Origin of the sequence: Allonocardiopsis opalescens (genome assembly GCF_003002095.1) — a bacterium.
GTDB lineage: Bacteria > Actinomycetota > Actinomycetes > Streptosporangiales > Streptosporangiaceae > Allonocardiopsis > Allonocardiopsis opalescens.
Genome location: NZ_PVZC01000007.1, coordinates 67,154 through 84,463, shown reverse-complemented (window position 1 = coordinate 84,463; position 17,310 = coordinate 67,154). Strand labels below are relative to the sequence as shown.

General features: G+C 76.7%; 5 protein-coding genes. 4 read left to right on the top strand and 1 reads right to left on the bottom strand.

Annotated features, from left to right (window positions below):
* Nucleotides 1-24: 24 nt before the first annotated feature.
* On the top strand, nt 25-8,148 hold the full coding sequence (locus CLV72_RS22185; RefSeq protein ID WP_170141074.1) for a non-ribosomal peptide synthetase: 8,124 nt from the start codon (nt 25-27) through the stop codon (nt 8,146-8,148).
* Here the strand turns inward: CLV72_RS22185 and CLV72_RS33985 are convergent.
* Entirely contained in the window at nt 8,115-8,666 is a 552-nt protein-coding gene (locus CLV72_RS33985) for an MbtH family protein (RefSeq protein WP_106249786.1), read from the bottom strand. The genes CLV72_RS22185 and CLV72_RS33985 overlap by 34 nt on opposite strands.
* 186 nt (nt 8,667-8,852) lie before the next feature.
* Here CLV72_RS33985 and CLV72_RS22175 point away from each other — a divergent pair, with 186 nt between their 5' ends.
* Genes CLV72_RS22175 through CLV72_RS22165 form a run of 3 tightly spaced genes read left to right on the top strand, consistent with a single transcriptional unit; the run spans nt 8,853 to nt 17,298 of the window.
* Nucleotides 8,853-13,394: a non-ribosomal peptide synthetase gene (locus CLV72_RS22175; RefSeq protein WP_170141073.1), complete on the top strand. Its 4,542-nt coding sequence runs from the start codon at nt 8,853-8,855 to the stop codon at nt 13,392-13,394.
* Nucleotides 13,391-14,920 carry a histidine ammonia-lyase gene (gene hutH, locus CLV72_RS22170; RefSeq protein WP_245930377.1) on the top strand — a complete coding sequence of 510 codons (1,530 nt, stop codon included), beginning with the start codon at nt 13,391-13,393 and terminating at the stop codon, nt 14,918-14,920. Before CLV72_RS22175 ends, hutH begins: the two co-directional genes overlap by 4 nt.
* Entirely contained in the window at nt 14,899-17,298 is a 2,400-nt protein-coding gene (locus CLV72_RS22165; RefSeq protein ID WP_106249781.1) for a condensation domain-containing protein, read from the top strand. Before hutH ends, CLV72_RS22165 begins: the two co-directional genes overlap by 22 nt.
* Nucleotides 17,299-17,310: the final 12 nt, after the last annotated feature.

Genomic DNA, 17,310 nt, shown 5'->3' with positions numbered 1-17,310 from the left:
GAAGACGAGCAAAACGGAGCGACCGTGGGAGTCCACCAGCGCACGTCCGACCTCGCCCGCGTTCTGGACCGGCGTGCGGCCGAGTCGCCGCACCGGACCGCCTACCGTTTCCGGAGGCCCGGCTCCGACACCCGGTCGCTGACCTACGGCGCCCTCGCCGCCGAGGTCGAGCGCAGAGCCGCGGAGATGGGCTCGCTGGCCGGGCGCGGTGAGCGGGTGGCGCTGTACCTGCCGCCGGGACCCGAGTACGTCGTCGGCTTCCTCGCCTGCCAGCGGGCCGGCGCGGTGGCCGTGCCGGTCCCGCCCGCCACCAGCGGACGGGGCGGCGCGGCCGACCTGGCACGGCATCCCGTCATCGCCGACGCCGGCGCCCGGGCGGCCATCACCGCTGACGGGCTCGTCGCGGTCGACACGCCCGACCGCGGCGGCCCGGCGGAGGAGCTCGCCTTCCTCCAGTACACGTCCGGTTCGACCGGGGCCCCCAAGGGCGTGATGGTGACCCACGCCAGCCTGGCGGCCAACCTGGAGGCGATCCGCACCGCCATGGCCCTCGACGAGGACGACCGGGTGCTGCTGTGGCTGCCTCCCTACCACGACATGGGGCTGATCGGCGGCATCCTGGCCCCGCTGTGGACCGGTATCCCGGTCACGCTCATGCCGCCCCAGATCTTCGCCCGCGACCCGATGGAGTGGCTGAGGGCGGTCGCCGAGGAACGGGCCACCGCGTCGGGCGGTCCGAACTTCGCCTACGAGGCGTGTGTCGCCCGCAGTACCGCGGCCGAGCGCGCCGCCCTCGACCTGTCGGCCTGGGAGCTGGCCTTCATCGGCTCCGATCCGGTACGCCCGCGCACGCTGGAGCGCTTCGCCGCCGCCTTCGCCGGCTCGGGCTTCCGGCCCGGCGCCTTCTACCCCTGCTACGGCCTGGCGGAGACGACCCTGATCGCCACCGGAGGACGGCGGGGCGCGGGAGCCGCCACCGTGCGCGACGCGGGCGGCACCGAGCTGGTGGCCGCGGGAACCGCGGTGGCGGGGCACCGCGTGGCCGTGGTGGACCCGGTGAGCGGCGCGCCGGCGGCCGCGGGCGAGACGGGCGAGATCCGCATCGCGGGGCCGAGCGTCACGGCGGGTTACTGGAACCGGCCCGAGGCGACCGCCGCCGCGTTCACCGCCGACGGCTGGCTGCGCACCGGCGACCTCGGCTTCCAGCGCGACGGTGAGCTCTACATCAACGGCAGGGCCACGGACATGATCGTGGTCAGGGGGCGCAATGTGTTCCCTGAGGATCTGGAGGAGGCGGTGCGCGCCGGGGTGCCCGAGCTGGCCGGCTCCACCGCGGCGGCCTTCGGCGTCGACAGCGGCGGTGAGGAGCGCATCGTCGTGCTGGCCGAACTCCCCAGGGGCGTACGCGACCCGGAGCGCTGCCTGGAACTGCTCGACGGCGTCCGGGCGGCGGTGGCCGAAGCGGCGCGGGTGCGCCCCCACGCGGTCGCCCTCGTCGCCAGAGGCGCCCTGCCGCGTACGACGAGCGGCAAGGTACGCCGCTCGACCGCACGCGAACGCTACCTGTCCGACGGCTTCGCCGTGGTGGTGGAAGAGCGCGTGCCCGAGGGGCTGAACGGCAGGACCGCGCCATCGGGCCTGGTCGCCCACCGCGCGCTGGCCGGGCTCGCCCCCGAGCGCCGAGCGGCGGCCGTCGCCGCCTCGCTCGCGGCCTGGCTGTCATCGGCGACGGGGACGGCGGCCGAGCGGATCTCGGGGGACACCCCGCTGGCCGCCTGCGGCCTGGACTCCCTGACCGCCGCCCAGCTCCAGGGCGACATCGCCGCGCGCTGGGCGGCGCGCATCGACCTGCGCGAACTGTACGGGGCGGCCACCGTGGCCGAACTGGCCGGGCTGGTCGCCGACCGCATCGTCGACGAGCCCGCCGCGCCGCGGTCCGCGTCGCCCGCCGAAGCAGCCGCGGTGCCGGGCGCCACCCCGTCCCAGGCGGCCACCTGGTTCCTGGAGCAGCGCCACCCCGGCACCACCGCGCATGTGCTGGCTCGCGCCTTCCGCGTCGAGGGGCGGCTCGACGCCGGAGCGCTGCGGCGCACCCTGGACCTGCTCGTCGCCCGCCATCCGCAGCTGCGCACCGCACTGGTGGGCCGGGACGGCGCACCCGAGGCGCGCGTCACCGAGGCCGCCGCGGAACTGCGCGTGGCAGAGGCGTCGGACTGGGACCCCGCGGAGGTCGACGCCGCCCTGGCCCGCACCGCCGCCCCCTTCGACCTGACGCGCCCGCCGCTGCTGCGGGCGGCGCTGCTGCGCCGCCGCGACCACGACCTGCTCGCCGTCGCCGCGCACCACGCCGCCGTCGACCTGTGGTCGGCCACACTGCTGCTGGCGGAGTTCGACACCGCCTACCGCGCCTTCGCGGCCGGCCGCACCCCGGAGCTGCCCGCGGCGGCCGGATGGGCGCCGCCTCCGCCGGCCGGCGGAGGCGAGGACGACCGGCGGTGGTGGGCGGCGGCGCTGGCCGGCGGGCACCGGCCGACGCCGCTGCCCGCGGAGCGCCACCGCACGGGCCCCGCCCGCCTGGCGGCCGGCGCGGTCGTCCGCGAGCTGCGGCTCGCCGACCCCGCCGCGCCGCGCGCGCTCGCCGAGCGCCACGGCACCACCACCTACACGGTGCTGCTCGCCGTGCTCAAAGCGGTGCTGGCCGGCTACGGCGACGGCTCCGACGTGGTGGTGGGCAGCCCGGCCGCCGGACGGCGCGACACGGCCGCCCGGTCGGCCGTCGGCTTCTTCGCCAACCCCCTGGCGCTCCGCACGCGCGTGGCCGGCGATCCGCGCTTCGACGAACTGCTCGCCCGGGTGCACGCCACGGTCCTCGCCGCCCTCGACCACCAGGACCTGCCCTTCGCCTCGGTGGTCCAAGCGGTGGGCGCCTCCCGGACCGACGGGCGCAACCCGCTGTACGACGTGATGTTCGTCTTCCACAGCCCGCCCGCCTTCGCCGGCGCCTCGGCCGCCGCGGTCGCGATCGGCGCGCCCGGCCGCGCCGTGGAACTCGCCGGGCTGCCGGCCCGTACACTCCCACTGCCGCCACCCGACCTGCCCGTGGACCTGGCGGTGGAGGTCGGTCCGACCGCCGACGGCCTCGTGCTGGTGGTGCGCTACGCCGCCGACCTGCTCGACGACGCGGGTGCCGGCGCGATCGCCGACCGCTACGCGCGGTGCGTGGAGGCGGTGCTCGCCGATCCGGCGCTGCGCCTGTCGGCGCTGTCCGGCAGCGGCGGCCCTGTCGCCGGCACGGGCCGGCTCGCGGTCGCCGCACCGCCCGCCGACCTGGTGGAGCGGGTCGCCGCCACCGCGCGGCGCGTCCCCGACGCGGTGGCCGTGCGCCAGGGCGGGCACGCCGTGACCTACGCCGCGCTGACCGCGGCGGCCGCGGCGGTCGCGGGGAAGCTGCGCGAGCAGGGAGTGGGACCCGAGACGCGGGTCGCCGTCGCGGCCGCCCGCACCCCCGAACTGCTCGCGGGGCTGCTCGGGGTGCTGTGGGCGGGCGGCGCCTACTGCCCCGTCGACACCGCCCAGCCGCCCGCACGCGTGCGGATGCTGCTGGCGGAGCTGAGGCCCGCCCTGGTGCTGGCCGACGCGGACACCGCCGCCGCGCACTTGGCCGGCGCCGCCCCGGTGCTGCGGCTCGACGCGGCCCGGCCCGGCGCGGGGCCGCTTGCGACCCCTGAGCCCGCCCACCCGGCCCAGCTCGCCTACACCCTGTTCACCTCCGGCTCCACCGGCCGGCCCAAGGGCGTCGACCTCACCAGGGGCGGGCTGGCGGCGCTGGCCGACTGGGGGGTGTCGGCATTCGGGCGGCAGGAGCTGGCCGGGGTGCTCGCCGGGACCCCGCTCACCTTCGATCTGTCGGCGTTCGAACTGCTGGTGCCGCTGGCGGCCGGCGGAACCGTGCTGCTGGCCGGGCACACCCTCGACCTGCCGCGGCTGCCCGAGCGCGAGCACGCCACCCTCGTCAACACGGTGCCCTCGCTGATGGCCGAGCTGCTGCGCGACGGTCTGCCCGCGTCGGTGCGGGCCGTGAACCTGGCCGGCGAGCGGCTGCCCGCCGCGCTGGCCGCCCGGATCGGGGACGGCGTACGGCTGCTCAACCTCTACGGCCCGACGGAGGACACCACCTACTCGACCGCGGCCCGGATCGACCCGCGCGGACCCGGCATCGTCTCCATCGGCCGGCCGCTGCCCGGCGGCGCGGCCGAGGTGCTGGGCCCGCAGGACCGCCCGGCCGACATCGGCGTGCCCGGCGAGCTGTTCCTGCGCGGGCCCGGGCTGGCCCGGGGCTACGCGCACGCCCCCGGGCGGACCGCCGAGCGCTTCGTCCCCGCAGCGGGCGGGGAGCGCCGCTACCGCACCGGGGACCTCGCCCGCCGCCGTCCCGACGGCTCACTGGTCTTCCTCGGCCGCGACGACGACCAGGTCAAGCTCAGAGGGGTGCGGATCGAGCCGGGCGAGGTCGCGGCGGTGCTCGCCGAGTGCCCAGGCGTCCGCGAGGCGGCCGTCGCCGTGCACGACCCGGGCAGCGCCGGTGCGGCCCTCGTCGGCTACACGGCGGGAACGGCGACTGCGGAGGAACTGCGCGCCTTCGCCGCGGCGCGGCTGCCGGCCGCCCTGGTGCCGGCCCGCTACGCCGTGCTCGACCGGCTGCCCAGGACGTCGACCGGCAAGGTCGACCGCGGCGCGCTCCGCTCCCTGGCCCCGGCCGCCGCCCGCCCCGCCCCGCCGCGGCGGGCCGCTCCCTCGGCCACCGAGGCCGCGGTGGCCGAGGAGTGGGCCGCGCTGCTGGACACCGGCGACCCGGCCGGCGACGAGGGCTTCTTCGCGCAGGGCGGGCACTCGCTGCTGGCCATGCGCCTGCTGGCCCGCGTGGAGGAGCGCACCGGCGCCCGCGTCACCCTGGAGGAGTTCCTGGCCGCCCCGACGGTCGCCGGCCTGGCCGCGGCCGTCGACGCGGCCCCGGCCCGCGGGCGCCTGTCCGCGCCCGTGCCGCCGGCCGCGGTCGACCTCCCGCTCACCCACACACAGGAGCGGTTCTGGCTGCTGTCCTCGCTCGACCCGGACGACCCCGCCTACCACCTGCCCGCGGTGCTGCACCTGGCCGGTCCGCTGGACCCCGGCCGGCTGGAGCGGGCGCTGCGCGCGGCGGTGGCGCGCCACGACGGGATGCGGCTGCACTTCCCGCTGGTCGACGGCGTCCCGCGCCAGCGCCTGGCCGAGCCGCGGCCGCCACGGCTCCCCGTCACCGAGGTGCGGGACGCGGCCGAGGCGGACCGCATCGCTCGCGAGGAGGCCCGCCGCCGCTTCGACCTGGCCGCCGGACCGCTGTGGCGGGCTAGGCTGCTGCGGCTGGGGCCCGACGACCACCGGCTCGTCTTCGTCGCCCACCACGCCGGCTGCGACGGCTGGTCGCTCGAACTGCTCGCCGAGGACCTCGCCGCCGCCTACCGCGCCGACGGCCCGCCGACCGCCCCGGCCGGCCACTATCCGAGCTGGGCCGCCGCGCCGCCGTCCGCGGGGGAGCAGGGCCTGGCATGGTGGAGCGAGCGGCTCGCGGGGCTGCCGGCTCTGCGCCTGCCGGCCGACGCGCCGCGCCGGGGTGCGGGGCGCCGCCCGGCCGCGACCGTGCGCCGAACCGTGGACGCCGGTACGGTCGGCGCGCTGGACGAGCTGGCGCGAGCCGAGGGGACCACCCGATTCGCCGCGCTGGCCGCCCTGCTCGCCGCCCTGCTGGGCGCCGAGAGCGGCCAGGAGGAGTTCGGGATCGGCACACCCGTCGCCTGCCGGACCTCGCCCGAGTCGCAGCGGCTCTTCGGCTGCCTGGCCAACACGGTGGTGCTGCGCGCCGACCTCACCGGGCGGCCCGGCTTCCGCGAGCTGCTGCGGCGCTGCGGCACTGAGGCGGCCGAGGCGCTGGCCCACCAGGACACGCCCTTCGCGCAGGTCGTCAAGGAGACGGCGGGCTCCGGCACCCAGGCGGGCACGCCGCTGTTCCAGGTCATGCTCGCCGTCGAGCGCCAGGCGCCGGAGCCGGAGCTGAGCGGGCTGCGCACCCGCTTGGAGCCGCTGGAGACGGGCGCCGCCAAGTTCGACCTCACCGTGATGGTCCGCCCCGAGCCCGGCGGCGGACTGGACGTCGCCTTCGAGTACGACGCCGAGCTGTTCGCGGCCGAGTCCGCGGCCGCTCTCGCCGACCGCTTCCTGCGGCTGGCCGCCGCACTTGTCGCCGATCCCGACGCCGCGGCGGCCGGGATCGACCTCGTGGCCGAGGGCGAGCGGCGGCTGCTGGCCGCCTGGGGCGACGGAGGCCCGGCGCCGGCGGCGGGCGCGGACGGCGTGCACGGCGCCGTGCTGGCCCAGGCGGCCAGGACTCCGGACCGGGTCGCGGTGGCCGCGCCCGACGGCGCCCTGAGCTACGCGGGTCTGGCGGACGCGGTGCGCCGGGTCGCCTCGGCCCTGCGCGCGTGGGGGATCGGCGCCGAGGACCGCGTCGCGGTCTGCCACGAGCGCACCTCGCTGCTGCCCGTCGCCGTGCTCGGCGTGCTGGCGGCCGGTGCCGCCTATCTGCCGGTCCGGCTCGCCGACCCGGCGCAGCGCCGCGCCGAGATGCTGGCCGACGCGGGCGTGCGCATCGTCCTCGCCGATACCGAGACGGCCGGGTGGCTCGATACCTGGGACGTCCCGGTGCTCACCGTCGAGACGGCCCTGGCGGCGCCGCCGGCGCCGCCGGCCGCGCTCGCCCATCCCGAGCAGGCGGCGTACGTCCTGTACACCTCCGGCTCGACCGGCCGGCCCAAGGGCGTCGTGGTGACCCACAGCGGCGTGCTGGCTCGCATCGGCTGGGCGGCGCGGGCCTTCAGTCCGACGGAGCTGTCGGGGGTGCTGGCGGGCACCTCGATCGCTTTCGACTTCTCGGTCTTCGAGCTTTTCGGCCCGCTGGCCGCCGGCGGTACCGCCGTGCTGGCCGACAGCGTGCTCGACCTGCCTGAACTGGCCGAACGCGAGCGCGTGATGTGCGTGACCGGCGTCCCCTCCGCACTCGCCGCACTCGCCGAGACGGCACCGCCCGGGGACGGCGGCATCGCGGGGTGGGCCTGCGGACGGGTCGTGGCGTCGGGCGGTGAGGCGCTGCCCGAGCCGCTGGTGCGCCGGCTGCGCGAGGCCGGCGCGGCGCGGGTGCTGAACCTCTACGGGCCGACCGAGGACAGCTTCTGCTCCACCTCCGCCGAGGTGCCGGCCGGTGCCGAGCCGGTACCCGTCGGGTTCCCGCTGCCCGGCTCCCGGCAGACGGTGGTGAACGCCGGGTTGACCGCGGTTCCGGTGGGCGTGCCCGGCGAGATCTTGTGCCAGGGGGTCGGGGTGGCGCGCGGCTACCTGGGCCGGCCGGGCCTGACCGCCGCCGCCTTCCTGCCGGATCCGGCCGGCGGGCCGGGGGCCCGCTGCTACCGCAGCGGCGATCGCGCCCGGTGGACCCGGCGCGGCCTGGAGCTGATCGGACGGATCGACACGCAGGTCAAGATCCGCGGCCACCGGGTGGAGGTCGGCGAGGTGGAGGCGGCCGTCGCCGCGGTCGGCGGAGTGGTGGAGGCGGCGGTGGTGCCGGCCGAGGGACCTTCGGGAACGCGGCTGGCCGCCTGGGTGCGTCTCGGCGGTTCAGGGACCGAGATCCGCGACGTGCGGGCCGCGGTGCGCCGGCGGCTCCCCGACTACATGGTCCCGGCGCTCTTCTCGGCCGTCGACGAGCTGCCCAGGACCCGTACGGGCAAGGTCGACCGGTCGGCGCTGGTGCGCGCGGCGGCGGTGGCCGAGCGCCCGGCTGCGGCGGCCGAGCCGCCCGAGCCCGGGATGGAGACGGAACTGGCGGCGCTGTGGCGCGAGATGCTCGGCGTCGCGGTGGTCGGGCGGCACGACGGCTTCTTCGATCTGGGTGGTGATTCGCTCTTGGCGACCCGGATGACCAGCCGGATCAACGGTCGCTTCGCTGTGGAGCTGCCGCTCCGGCTGGTCTTCGAGGACGACCGGCTGGCCGCGGTCGCCCGGCGGGTCGAGCAGGCGGCGGGCGCTCAGCGGCGCTCGACGCGGGCGCTGCCGCTGTAGGCGGCGGTGTCGATCAGCGCCGTGCAGTGCAGCGGCGTGAAATCGAGGGTGAACTCGCCGCTCAGCGTGATCCGACCGGACTCCTCGGCGAGGGCGGCATCACGCGGGTGCAGTGCGACCCCCACCTCGGTGCCGCCGTCGGTGTCGGGGAAGCGCAGGTGAAGGTAGCCGCGTTCGACGGCGGCGCGCAGCCGCTCGGCCGACGGCTCCGGGCGCAGGACGACGTCGACCCGGTGCTCGGCGCCCGCCAGCCGGTCGGGAAGCGGCGGACCGGCCGGCGCGGCCGGCGGCTCGACGTCCGGTCCGCCGCCTCGGGCCGCCTCCTCCATGGCGCGCCTCAGGCTCAGCGGGCGCATGTCGGTCCACACCTGGTCGATGTAGGCGACGCAGGACTCGCGGTCGCCCTGGAAGCCCTCGGCGGTCCACCCTTCGGGCGGCTCCCGGTCGGCGGGCCAGATCGAGTACTGCTCCTCGTGGTTGACGACGACCCGCTGGAGGCCGTCCTCGGTATTCGCCATTCGGGTTTCCCCTCTCACTGGAATAGCGGAAACCCATAGTCTGGCCGGACGCGGCCGAGCGGAAGAGGGAAATTCGGATGGACGCGATGTCCAAGTCCCTTCCTTGACGCCTGTATGACTGCGTCTCCTAGAATCCGCGGTGGAAAAGCGAAACGAATTCAATGCCCGGGGGAGAGGAATTCTCTCATGCGGATACCCCTGGAACGCGGCCCTGGGGATTCCAGCGCTCCCGCGTCGTCGACGCAGGAGCGGTTCTGGTTCGCCGAGCGGCTCAGGCCCGGAACGGCCGTGCACAATCTGGCCTTCGGCGCCCGTGTCGATGGCGCATTGGACGCCGCCGCCGTCCGCGAAGCGCTGCGCGAGATCGTGCGCAGGCACTCCGTGCTGCGCACGCGCCTGGTCCTCGACGGCGATCGGCTCCTCCAGGTGACCAGCACCGTGCCCGACACTCCGCTGGCCGTGCGGGAGGCCGGCTCCGCCGGGCAGGCCGATGCGCTCGTGAGGAGCTTCGCCACCGAGCCCTTCGAACTCTCGCGCGGCCCGCTGTTCCGGGCGGCCCTCATCCGGGCGCCCGGCGAGCAGGAGCGGCTGGTCCTGGTCGCCCACCACGCCGTCTTCGACGGATGGTCACTCGGTGTCTTCTTCACGGAGTTCGCCGCCCTGTACCGCGCCGCCACCGGACAGGGCCCCGCCGCGCCGCCGCCGGCGCTGCAGTACGCCGACTACGCGCGCTGGCAGCGGGCCAGGGCCGAGGCGCGCGAGCCGGCCGGGCAGTACGCGTTCTGGGAGCGGGCGCTGGCCGAGGAGGTGGAGCCGCTGGAGCCGCCGCTCGACCACCCGCGCGCCCCGGTGCCGCGGTTCCTCGGCGGCCATCGCGCCGTCACCGTGGACGGGCCGGCGGCCCGCCGGCTGTCCGCACTGGCCGCCGAGGAGTCGGCCACCCTCTACATGGCGGTGCTCGCCGCCTTCCAGGTGCTGCTGTACCGGCACACCGGCCGGCGCCGCTTCCACGTCGGCACCCCCACCGCCAACCGGCCCGACGAGCGGCTGCACGCGCTGATCGGCCCGTTCGTCAACGTGCTGCCGGTCCGCGCCGACCTCACCGGCGACCCCAGCTTCCGCGAGCTGCTGGTGCGCACCGCGCGCACCGTCACCGACGTCCTCGACCACCAGGAGGTGCCGCTCCAGGCACTGGCCGGGCGGCCGGCCCGCCCCGGCGGGCCGGCGGCTCCGCTGTTCCGCACCGCGGTCGCCTTCCAAAACTTCCCGGCGGTCCCACTGGACCTCGGCGCGGGGACGGCCCTGCTCCCCTTCCCCGTCGAGACGGGTACGGCGCAAGACGACCTCGCTCTCTTCGTCTCCCCCGGGGCGGCGGGCCTGGACGCCGTCCTGCGCTATGACGCCGACCTGCTGCGCGCCGACACGGTCGCGGAGCTGGCCGCCGACCTGTCCGGGCTGCTGCGGCGGCTGGCCAGGGACCCCGAGCTGCCGATCAGCAGACTGGCCGCGGCGGGGGTGCCGGTGCCGCGCCGGGTCGACCGGGCCCAGCCGGTGCCGCCCACCCCGCCGCAGCGCCGGCTGCACGCGGCGCGCGCCGCCGGCGCCGCGCCCGAGCGCAGGATCGCGACCGCTCCGCTGCCGGCGGACGCCTCCGCCGAGGCGGTGGGCGCGGCCCTGGGCTGGGTCGAGGAGCGGTACGAAGCGCTGCGCACCGTGCTCGTGGACGACGGCGGACCGCTGCGCCAGGTCGTCGGCCCTCCGGGCCGAGCCCGGCTGCGGCGGCTGGACCCGCTCGCGGCCGGCACCGGGGCCGGCGGCCTCGCCGCCGCCCTCGCCGCAGGCGCGGGGCCGGACGAACCGCTGGCGGTGGGACTGGCCCGGTCGCCCGGTGCGTCGCTGCTGATCGCGGCAGCCGACCCGCTCGCCCTGGACGCATGGTCGCTGCGCAGGGTCATGGACGCACTGGTGCGCGGCTACCACGCCGCGGCGGCCGGCGGCTCCCCCGGCGACGGCGCGGATCCGCCCCTGCAAGCCGCCGACCACGCGGTCTGGCTGCGCCGCGCCGTCGGTGGCGCTGATGGCCGCGCGAGGGCCGCCTACTGGCGCGAGCGCCTCGCCGGGATGCCCGCGCGGCTGCCGCTGGCCGGAGCCCAGGACGGCCCCGGCCCGGGCCGCTGGGTCACCGCCGCGGTCGCGGCGCCCGTTCCCGCTCCGGCCGGCCCGGCCGGGGCTGCTGATGACGCGCTGCTCGCCGGAGCGGCGGTCGCGCTGAGCAGGTTCGGCGCGGGACGCGACGTCGTCATGGCGACCCCGGCGGCAGGCCGCACCGGCGGTGGTCAGCGGGCGGTGGTCGGGGCGCTGGCCGACGTGGTACCGGTGCGGATCGCGGTGCGCGAGGACGAGAGCGCCGCCGAGCTGATCGCCCGCGTGCACGCTGAGCGGACCCGCGACAGCGCCGCCGAACTGCCCTTCGACACCATCGCCGCCGGTCTGGACGGACCCTGCGAGGCGCTGCGCCAGGTGCTGGTGCTGGGTCCGGGCGACGGCTCGGCGCAGGACTGGGAGCCCGACGCCGACGCGCTGGGAACCGCGCTCGTGCTCGCGGTCGGCGACGGCGGCGCGGCCCTGCGGTACCGCACCGACCGCTACCTGGCCGCCGCGGCCGAGGAACTGGCCGCCGTGCTGGCCCACCTTCTGGAGTGCTTCGCCGCGGATCCGCACCGGCCGGTGGGCGAGGCCGAGTCGCTGCCCGACGAGCGGCGGCTGCGCATTCTGGCCGCCGCCGACGCGACCGGTGCCGCGGGACCCGACACCACTCTGCTCGACCAGTTCGAGCGCCGGGCGGCCGAGGCGCCGGAAGCCGACGCCGTGATCGACGGCGCGACGGTGCTGAGCTACCGCGAAGTGGCGGCGCGGGCCGCGCGCCTGGCCGGCCGCCTCACCGAACTGGGCGCGGTGCCGGGACGCCCGGTCGCCGTGCTGATGGACGCCGGCGCGGCCGCGATCGTCGCGCTGCTGGGTGTGGTGAAGGCCGGCGCCGCCTTCGCCTGCGTCGACCCGGTCAACCCCGGTGCACGCGTGCGGGGGCTCATCGATGAACTGCGGCCCGCCCTGGTCGTCGCCGACGCCGCCGCGGCCGGGCGGCACGCCGGCGCGCTGGCCGGGGCGGCGCCGGTCGCGGTGGTCGACGCCGGCGGCGGCGCGGAGCCGTCGAGCGTACCGGGAGTGCCACCGCGCGGTGCCGCGGCGCCGCGGCCCGTCGCCGCGCCCGTTCCGCGCGACCTCGCCTACATCGCCTACACCTCAGGCTCCACCGGCCGGCCCAAGGGCATCCCGCACACCCACGCCGATCTGGCGGAGTTCGTCCGCTGGCAGGCGGACGCCCTCGGCATCGGCCCGGGGCAGCGGGTCGGCCAGCTCGCCGCGCTCTCCTTCGACGTCGCCTACTGCGAGATCTTCGGCGCGCTGTGCAGCGGTGCCGCGCTATGCATGCGCCCGGCCGGAGGGCGCGCCGACCCCGGTGCGCTGGCCCGCTGGCTGCGCGAGCGGCGCGTCACCGTGCTCCAGGTCATCCCGCGGCTGTTCCGCGAGGTCCTGCGACGGCTGCGGTCGGACGGCGGTGGCACCGCCCTGCGGACCGTCGCCTTCGTGGGAGAGCCGCTGCCCGCCGACGTGGTGGCGGCGGCGCGCGCTGTGCTGGGAGCCGGGGTGCGCATGGTCAACATCTACGGGCCGACCGAGGCGGTGGCCGCCACCTCCTTCACCGTGGACGCGGTGCCGCCCGATGGCGCGGCCGTTCCGATCGGCCGCCCCATCGACGGCCGGGCCGTGCTGGTCCTGGACGACCAGGGGCGGCTGTGCCCGGCCGGCGTCACCGGGGAGCTGTGGATCGCGGGGCCGTACCTGTCCGCCGGCTACCTGGGCGACCCCGACGACACCGCCGCGCGCTTCGCCGCCTCGGTGCGCGCCCGCCCGCGCGGCCGGGCGTACCGGACCGGCGACCTGGCCCGGCTGCGCCACGACGGCGAGCTGGAGTTCGTCGGCCGGACGGACAACCAGGTGAAGCTGATGGGGGTCCGCGTCGAGCTGGAGGAGGTCGAGCGGGCCGCCGCCCGCTTCCCCGGGGTGCGCGAGTGCGCCGCCGCGGTGCAGGAGGCGGGGCAGGGGCAGCACCTCGTCCTCTACGTCGTGGCCGATCCGGCGCACGACACCGCCGCGCTGCGCGACTTCCTCGCCGAGCGGCTGCCGCGGACCATGGTGCCCGGCGTGGTGGTCCGGCCGGCGGCGCTGCCCCGCACGCCCAACGGCAAGCTCGACCGCCGCGCGCTGCCGCCGGCCGGCGAGCGGACGTCCGCGCGCGGCTCCGCCCCGCCGCGTACGGGCCTGGAGCGTGACCTCGCCGAACTGGTCGGCGAGGTCCTGGGCGCAGCCGAGGTCGGGCGCGACGACGACTTCTTCCAGCTCGGCGGCAACTCACTGCAGGCCGCTCGGCTGGTGAACCGGATCAGGGAGCGCCACGGAGCGGACGTACCGCTCCAGGACCTGTTCGCCCGGCCCACCGTCGCGGGGACCGCAGCGGAGGTCGAGCGCCGACTGGCCGAGGCGGGTCTGGACGGCCGACTGGCCGGAATCGAGGAGCGGCTGGCCGGGCTCACCGATGACGAGGTGGAAGCCCTGCTGGCCGAGTACGAAGCACCTCCTGACGCCGACGAATCGAGAGCGATGTGAGCGCAGCCGCCGACCGTCCCACGGTGGAGATCTCCACCGACTTCTACTCGCTCGACGCGCTGATGGCGCTGGTCGATGAGCCGCCGCGGCTCGCCCTCGCGCCCGAAGTGGCCGAGCGCATCGACGCCGGCGCCCGCTACGTCGAGCGCATCGCACCCCAGGACCGCCACATCTACGGCATCAACACCGGCTTCGGCCCGCTGTGCGAGACGCGCATCCCCGCCGACCGCATGTCCGAGCTGCAGCACAAGCACCTGGTCTCACACGCCTGCGGGGTCGGCGAGCCGGTGCCCGAGCGGGTGTCCCGGCTGGCGATGCTGGTCAAACTGCTCACCTTCCGGGCCGGCTACTCCGGCATCTCGCTGGAGGCGGTGCAGCGGGTGCTCGACCTGTGGAACGCCGACGTGATCCCGGTGGTGCCCAAGAAGGGCACGGTGGGCGCCAGCGGCGACCTGGCGCCGCTCGCGCACCTGGCGCTGCCGCTCATCGGCCTCGGCAAGGTGCGGGTGGACGGCCGGATCACCGACGCGGGCGCCGTCCTGGAGGCGATGGGGTGGAAGCCCCTGCGGCTCAAGCCCAAGGAGGGGCTGGCGCTGACCAACGGGGTGCAGTACATCAACGCGCTCGCTCTGGACTCGGTACTGCGGAGCGAGCGGCTGATCAAGGCGGCGGACCTGATCGCCGGCCTGAGCATCCAGGGCTTCAGCTGCGCCGACACCTTCTACCAGCCCATCCTGCACGCCACCTCGCTGCATCCGGAGCGTTCGGCGGTGGCCGGCAACCTGGTGCGGCTGCTCGACGGGAGCAACCACCACACCCTCCCGCAGGGCAATGCGGCGCGCGAGGACCCCTACTCCTTCCGCTGCGCACCCCAGGTGCACGCCGCCGTCCGCCAGACCTGTGGATTCGCACGCGATATCGTCGGCAGGGAGTGCAACAGCGTCTCGGACAACCCGCTGTTCTTCCCCGAGCACGACCAGGTGATCCTGGGCGGGAACCTGCACGGGGAGTCCACCGCCTTCGCGCTGGACTTCCTGGCCATCGCGATGAGCGAGCTGGCCAACATCTCCGAGCGGCGCACCTACCAGCTGCTCTCCGGCCAGCACGGGCTGCCGGACTTCCTGGCCCCCGAACCGGGGGTGGACTCGGGGTTGATGATCCCGCAGTACACCTCGGCGGCGCTGGTCAACGAGAACAAGGTGCTGGCCACTCCGGCGAGCATCGACACCATCCCCACCTCGCAGCTGCAGGAAGACCACGTCAGCATGGGCGGCACCAGCGCCTACAAACTGTGGACCATCCTGGACAACTGCGAGTACGTGCTCGCGGTGGAACTGATGACCGCCGTTCAGGCCATCGATCTCAACCAGGGGCTGCGGCCGTCGCCCGCGACCCGCGGCGTGGTGGCGGAGTTCCGCCAGGAGGTCGGATTCCTGCGCGAGGACCGGCTGCAGGCCGATGACATCGAGAAGTCGCGCCGCTACCTGCGGGGGAGGCTGCGGACGTGGGCGAAGGACCTGGACTGAGCGGCCGCCCCGGGTCTGCGGACCGCAGGCGGCGGCTGGCCGAGCTGCTGCTGCGGCGCGAACTGGCCGCCGAGCGCGCGGCGGGCGCTCCGGTCCGGCGGCCGCGTCCTGCCGAGCCCGCGCCCCTGTCGCCGGCGCAGGAGCGGCTGTGGCTGGTGGAGCGGATCTACCCGGAGTCGGCGGCCTACAACGAGCTGAGCGCCTTCACGCTCCGCGGCCCACTGGACACCGCGGTGCTGCGCGCGGCCCTGGCCGAGCTGGTACACAGGCACGAGGCACTGCGGACGGCGATCGTGGAGCGCGACGACGTGCCGATGCAGGTGGTGGTGCCCGACGCGGCCCTGACACTCACCGTCGACTCGGTGGACGGCCTGCCGGTGCGGCGGCGCGAGGCGGCCGCGGCCGAGCGGGCCGCCGCGCTGGGCGCGGCCCCGTTCGACCTCGGCGCGCCGCCGCTCCTGCGGGTCGCGCTGATCCGGCTGGCCGAGCGGCACCACCTGCTGGTGCTCGCCGTCCACCACATCGTGAGCGACGGCTGGTCGATCCGCGTACTGGCGGGGGAGCTGATCGCGCTGTACGCGGCGGCGTGCGAAGGGCGGCCCGCGGCGCTGCCGCCGCCTGGCGTCCAGTACGCCGATTACGCGGTCTGGCAGCGCGAGCGGCTGGAATCGCCCGAGGTCGCGGCGCGGCTCGCGCACTGGCGGAACAGCCTGGCCGGGGCGCCGGAACAGCTGGAGCTTCCCACCGACCGGCCCAGGCCGGCCAGGGAGAGCCACGCCGGCGCCGAGTACCTGTTCACCCTCCCGGAGGAGTTGGTGGAGCGCTTGGAGCGGCGCGGCCGCGAAGAGGGCGCGACGCTGTTCATGGTGCTGCTCGCCGGCTACTTCGTGCTGCTGTCGCGCTACTGCGGCCGCGAGGACCTGCTGGTGGGCACCCCGTACGCCAACCGGGCCGGCAGCGGGCTCGAAGGAGCGGTCGGCTGCTTCGCGACCACGCTGCTGGTCAGAGGGAGGCTGTCGGAGGATCCGACCGTGCGCGAGCTGCTGCGGACGGTGCGCGGCACCGTGCTGGCGGCGCTCGACAACGGCGACGTACCCTTCGAGTGGCTGGTGCGCGAGCTGCGCCCCCAGCGCGCCCTGGACCGCAACCCGCTCTTCCAGACCGTGTTCGCGCTGCACAACCAGCCGGTTCCCCTGCCGCCTCCGCCCACGGGGCTGACCGTCGAACCCGTGCCGCGGCCGGTGGTGGCGGCCAAGGTGGACCTGGAGCTGTCCTTCCTGCGCACCCCGGCCGGACTGGACGGCCACCTGGAGTACAGCACCGACCTGTTCGACCCGTCGACCGTCCAGCGGATGGCGGCGCACCTGGGAGTCCTGCTCGCCGCCATGGCCGAGGATCCGGACCGTGCCGTGCACGACCTGCCGCTGCTCACTCCCGCCGAGGCGGCCGGGCTGGCGGCCGAGTGGCGCGGCGCCGCGCGGCACGGCGGGCAGGACGGCCGGCTGCGCGCGGTGGCGGGCATCCTCGGCTGCACCACGGACGATGTGTGGCTCCTCGCGCACGACCGGGGCTGGGAGCAGGCGGCCGCGCGGCACTGCGCACGGGAGGCGATGCGGCAGGACGCCTCCGCGGGGGGTCTGGCCCGCGCGCTGGCCGCCGGCGCCGATGTGCTGTGCCTGCCGGCCTCGGCGCTGCCGGCCTTGACGGCGGCCTACCGCGGTCCGCGGTCCGGGAACGGTCCCCGCCTGGTCCTCCTGCGCGGTGACGGGCCGGTGCCGCCCGATACCGGAGCCTGGTTCGCCCGTCACGGGGACCGGGGGCCGCAGCTGGTGAGCGTCTGGGGGCCCGAGCGCACCGGGGGCTGGGGGACCCTGCTCGTCCACCGGTCCGACGGCGGTGTGCATGGTCCGCTGGGCGGCGCGGCGCCGGGGACGGCGCTGGCCGTGGTGGACGCACGCGGTCGGCCGGTGCCGCCCGGGGTGCCGGGTGAGCTGCTGATCTGGGGGCCGTCCCTGGATGGTGCGGGGGAGGGGAGTGCGGTCACCGCCCCCGCCGGGGTGGACCTGCCCGAGGGGGCCGGCCCCTGCCTGGCGACCGGGCTGCGGGTGCGCCGCCACCCGGCCGGCCACCTGCTGCCCGCGGAGCCGCCCAGCGCCGCGCAGGCGGCCGCGCTGATGATCGAGGAGGCGCTGCGCCGCCATCCGGGCGTGCGCGACGCGCGGGTACAGCGGCGCGGAAGCGGACTCGTCGCCTATGTGGTGCCCGCGCTCGCCGCGCCCCCTCCGGTTCCCGCGCTGCGGCGCTTCCTGAGCGAGACGCTGCCCGGCCGGCCCGCGCCGGGCGCGTACGTCTACGCCGAGAGCCTGGACGCCGGCTGAGAGCGGTCCGGC

Coding starts and splice junctions, on each gene's coding strand:
- CLV72_RS33985 (WP_106249786.1), bottom strand. CDS start 8,666: ATGGCGAATACCGAGGACGGCCTCCAGCGGGTCGTCGTCAACCACGAG.
- CLV72_RS22175 (WP_170141073.1), top strand. CDS start 8,853: ATGCGGATACCCCTGGAACGCGGCCCTGGGGATTCCAGCGCTCCCGCG.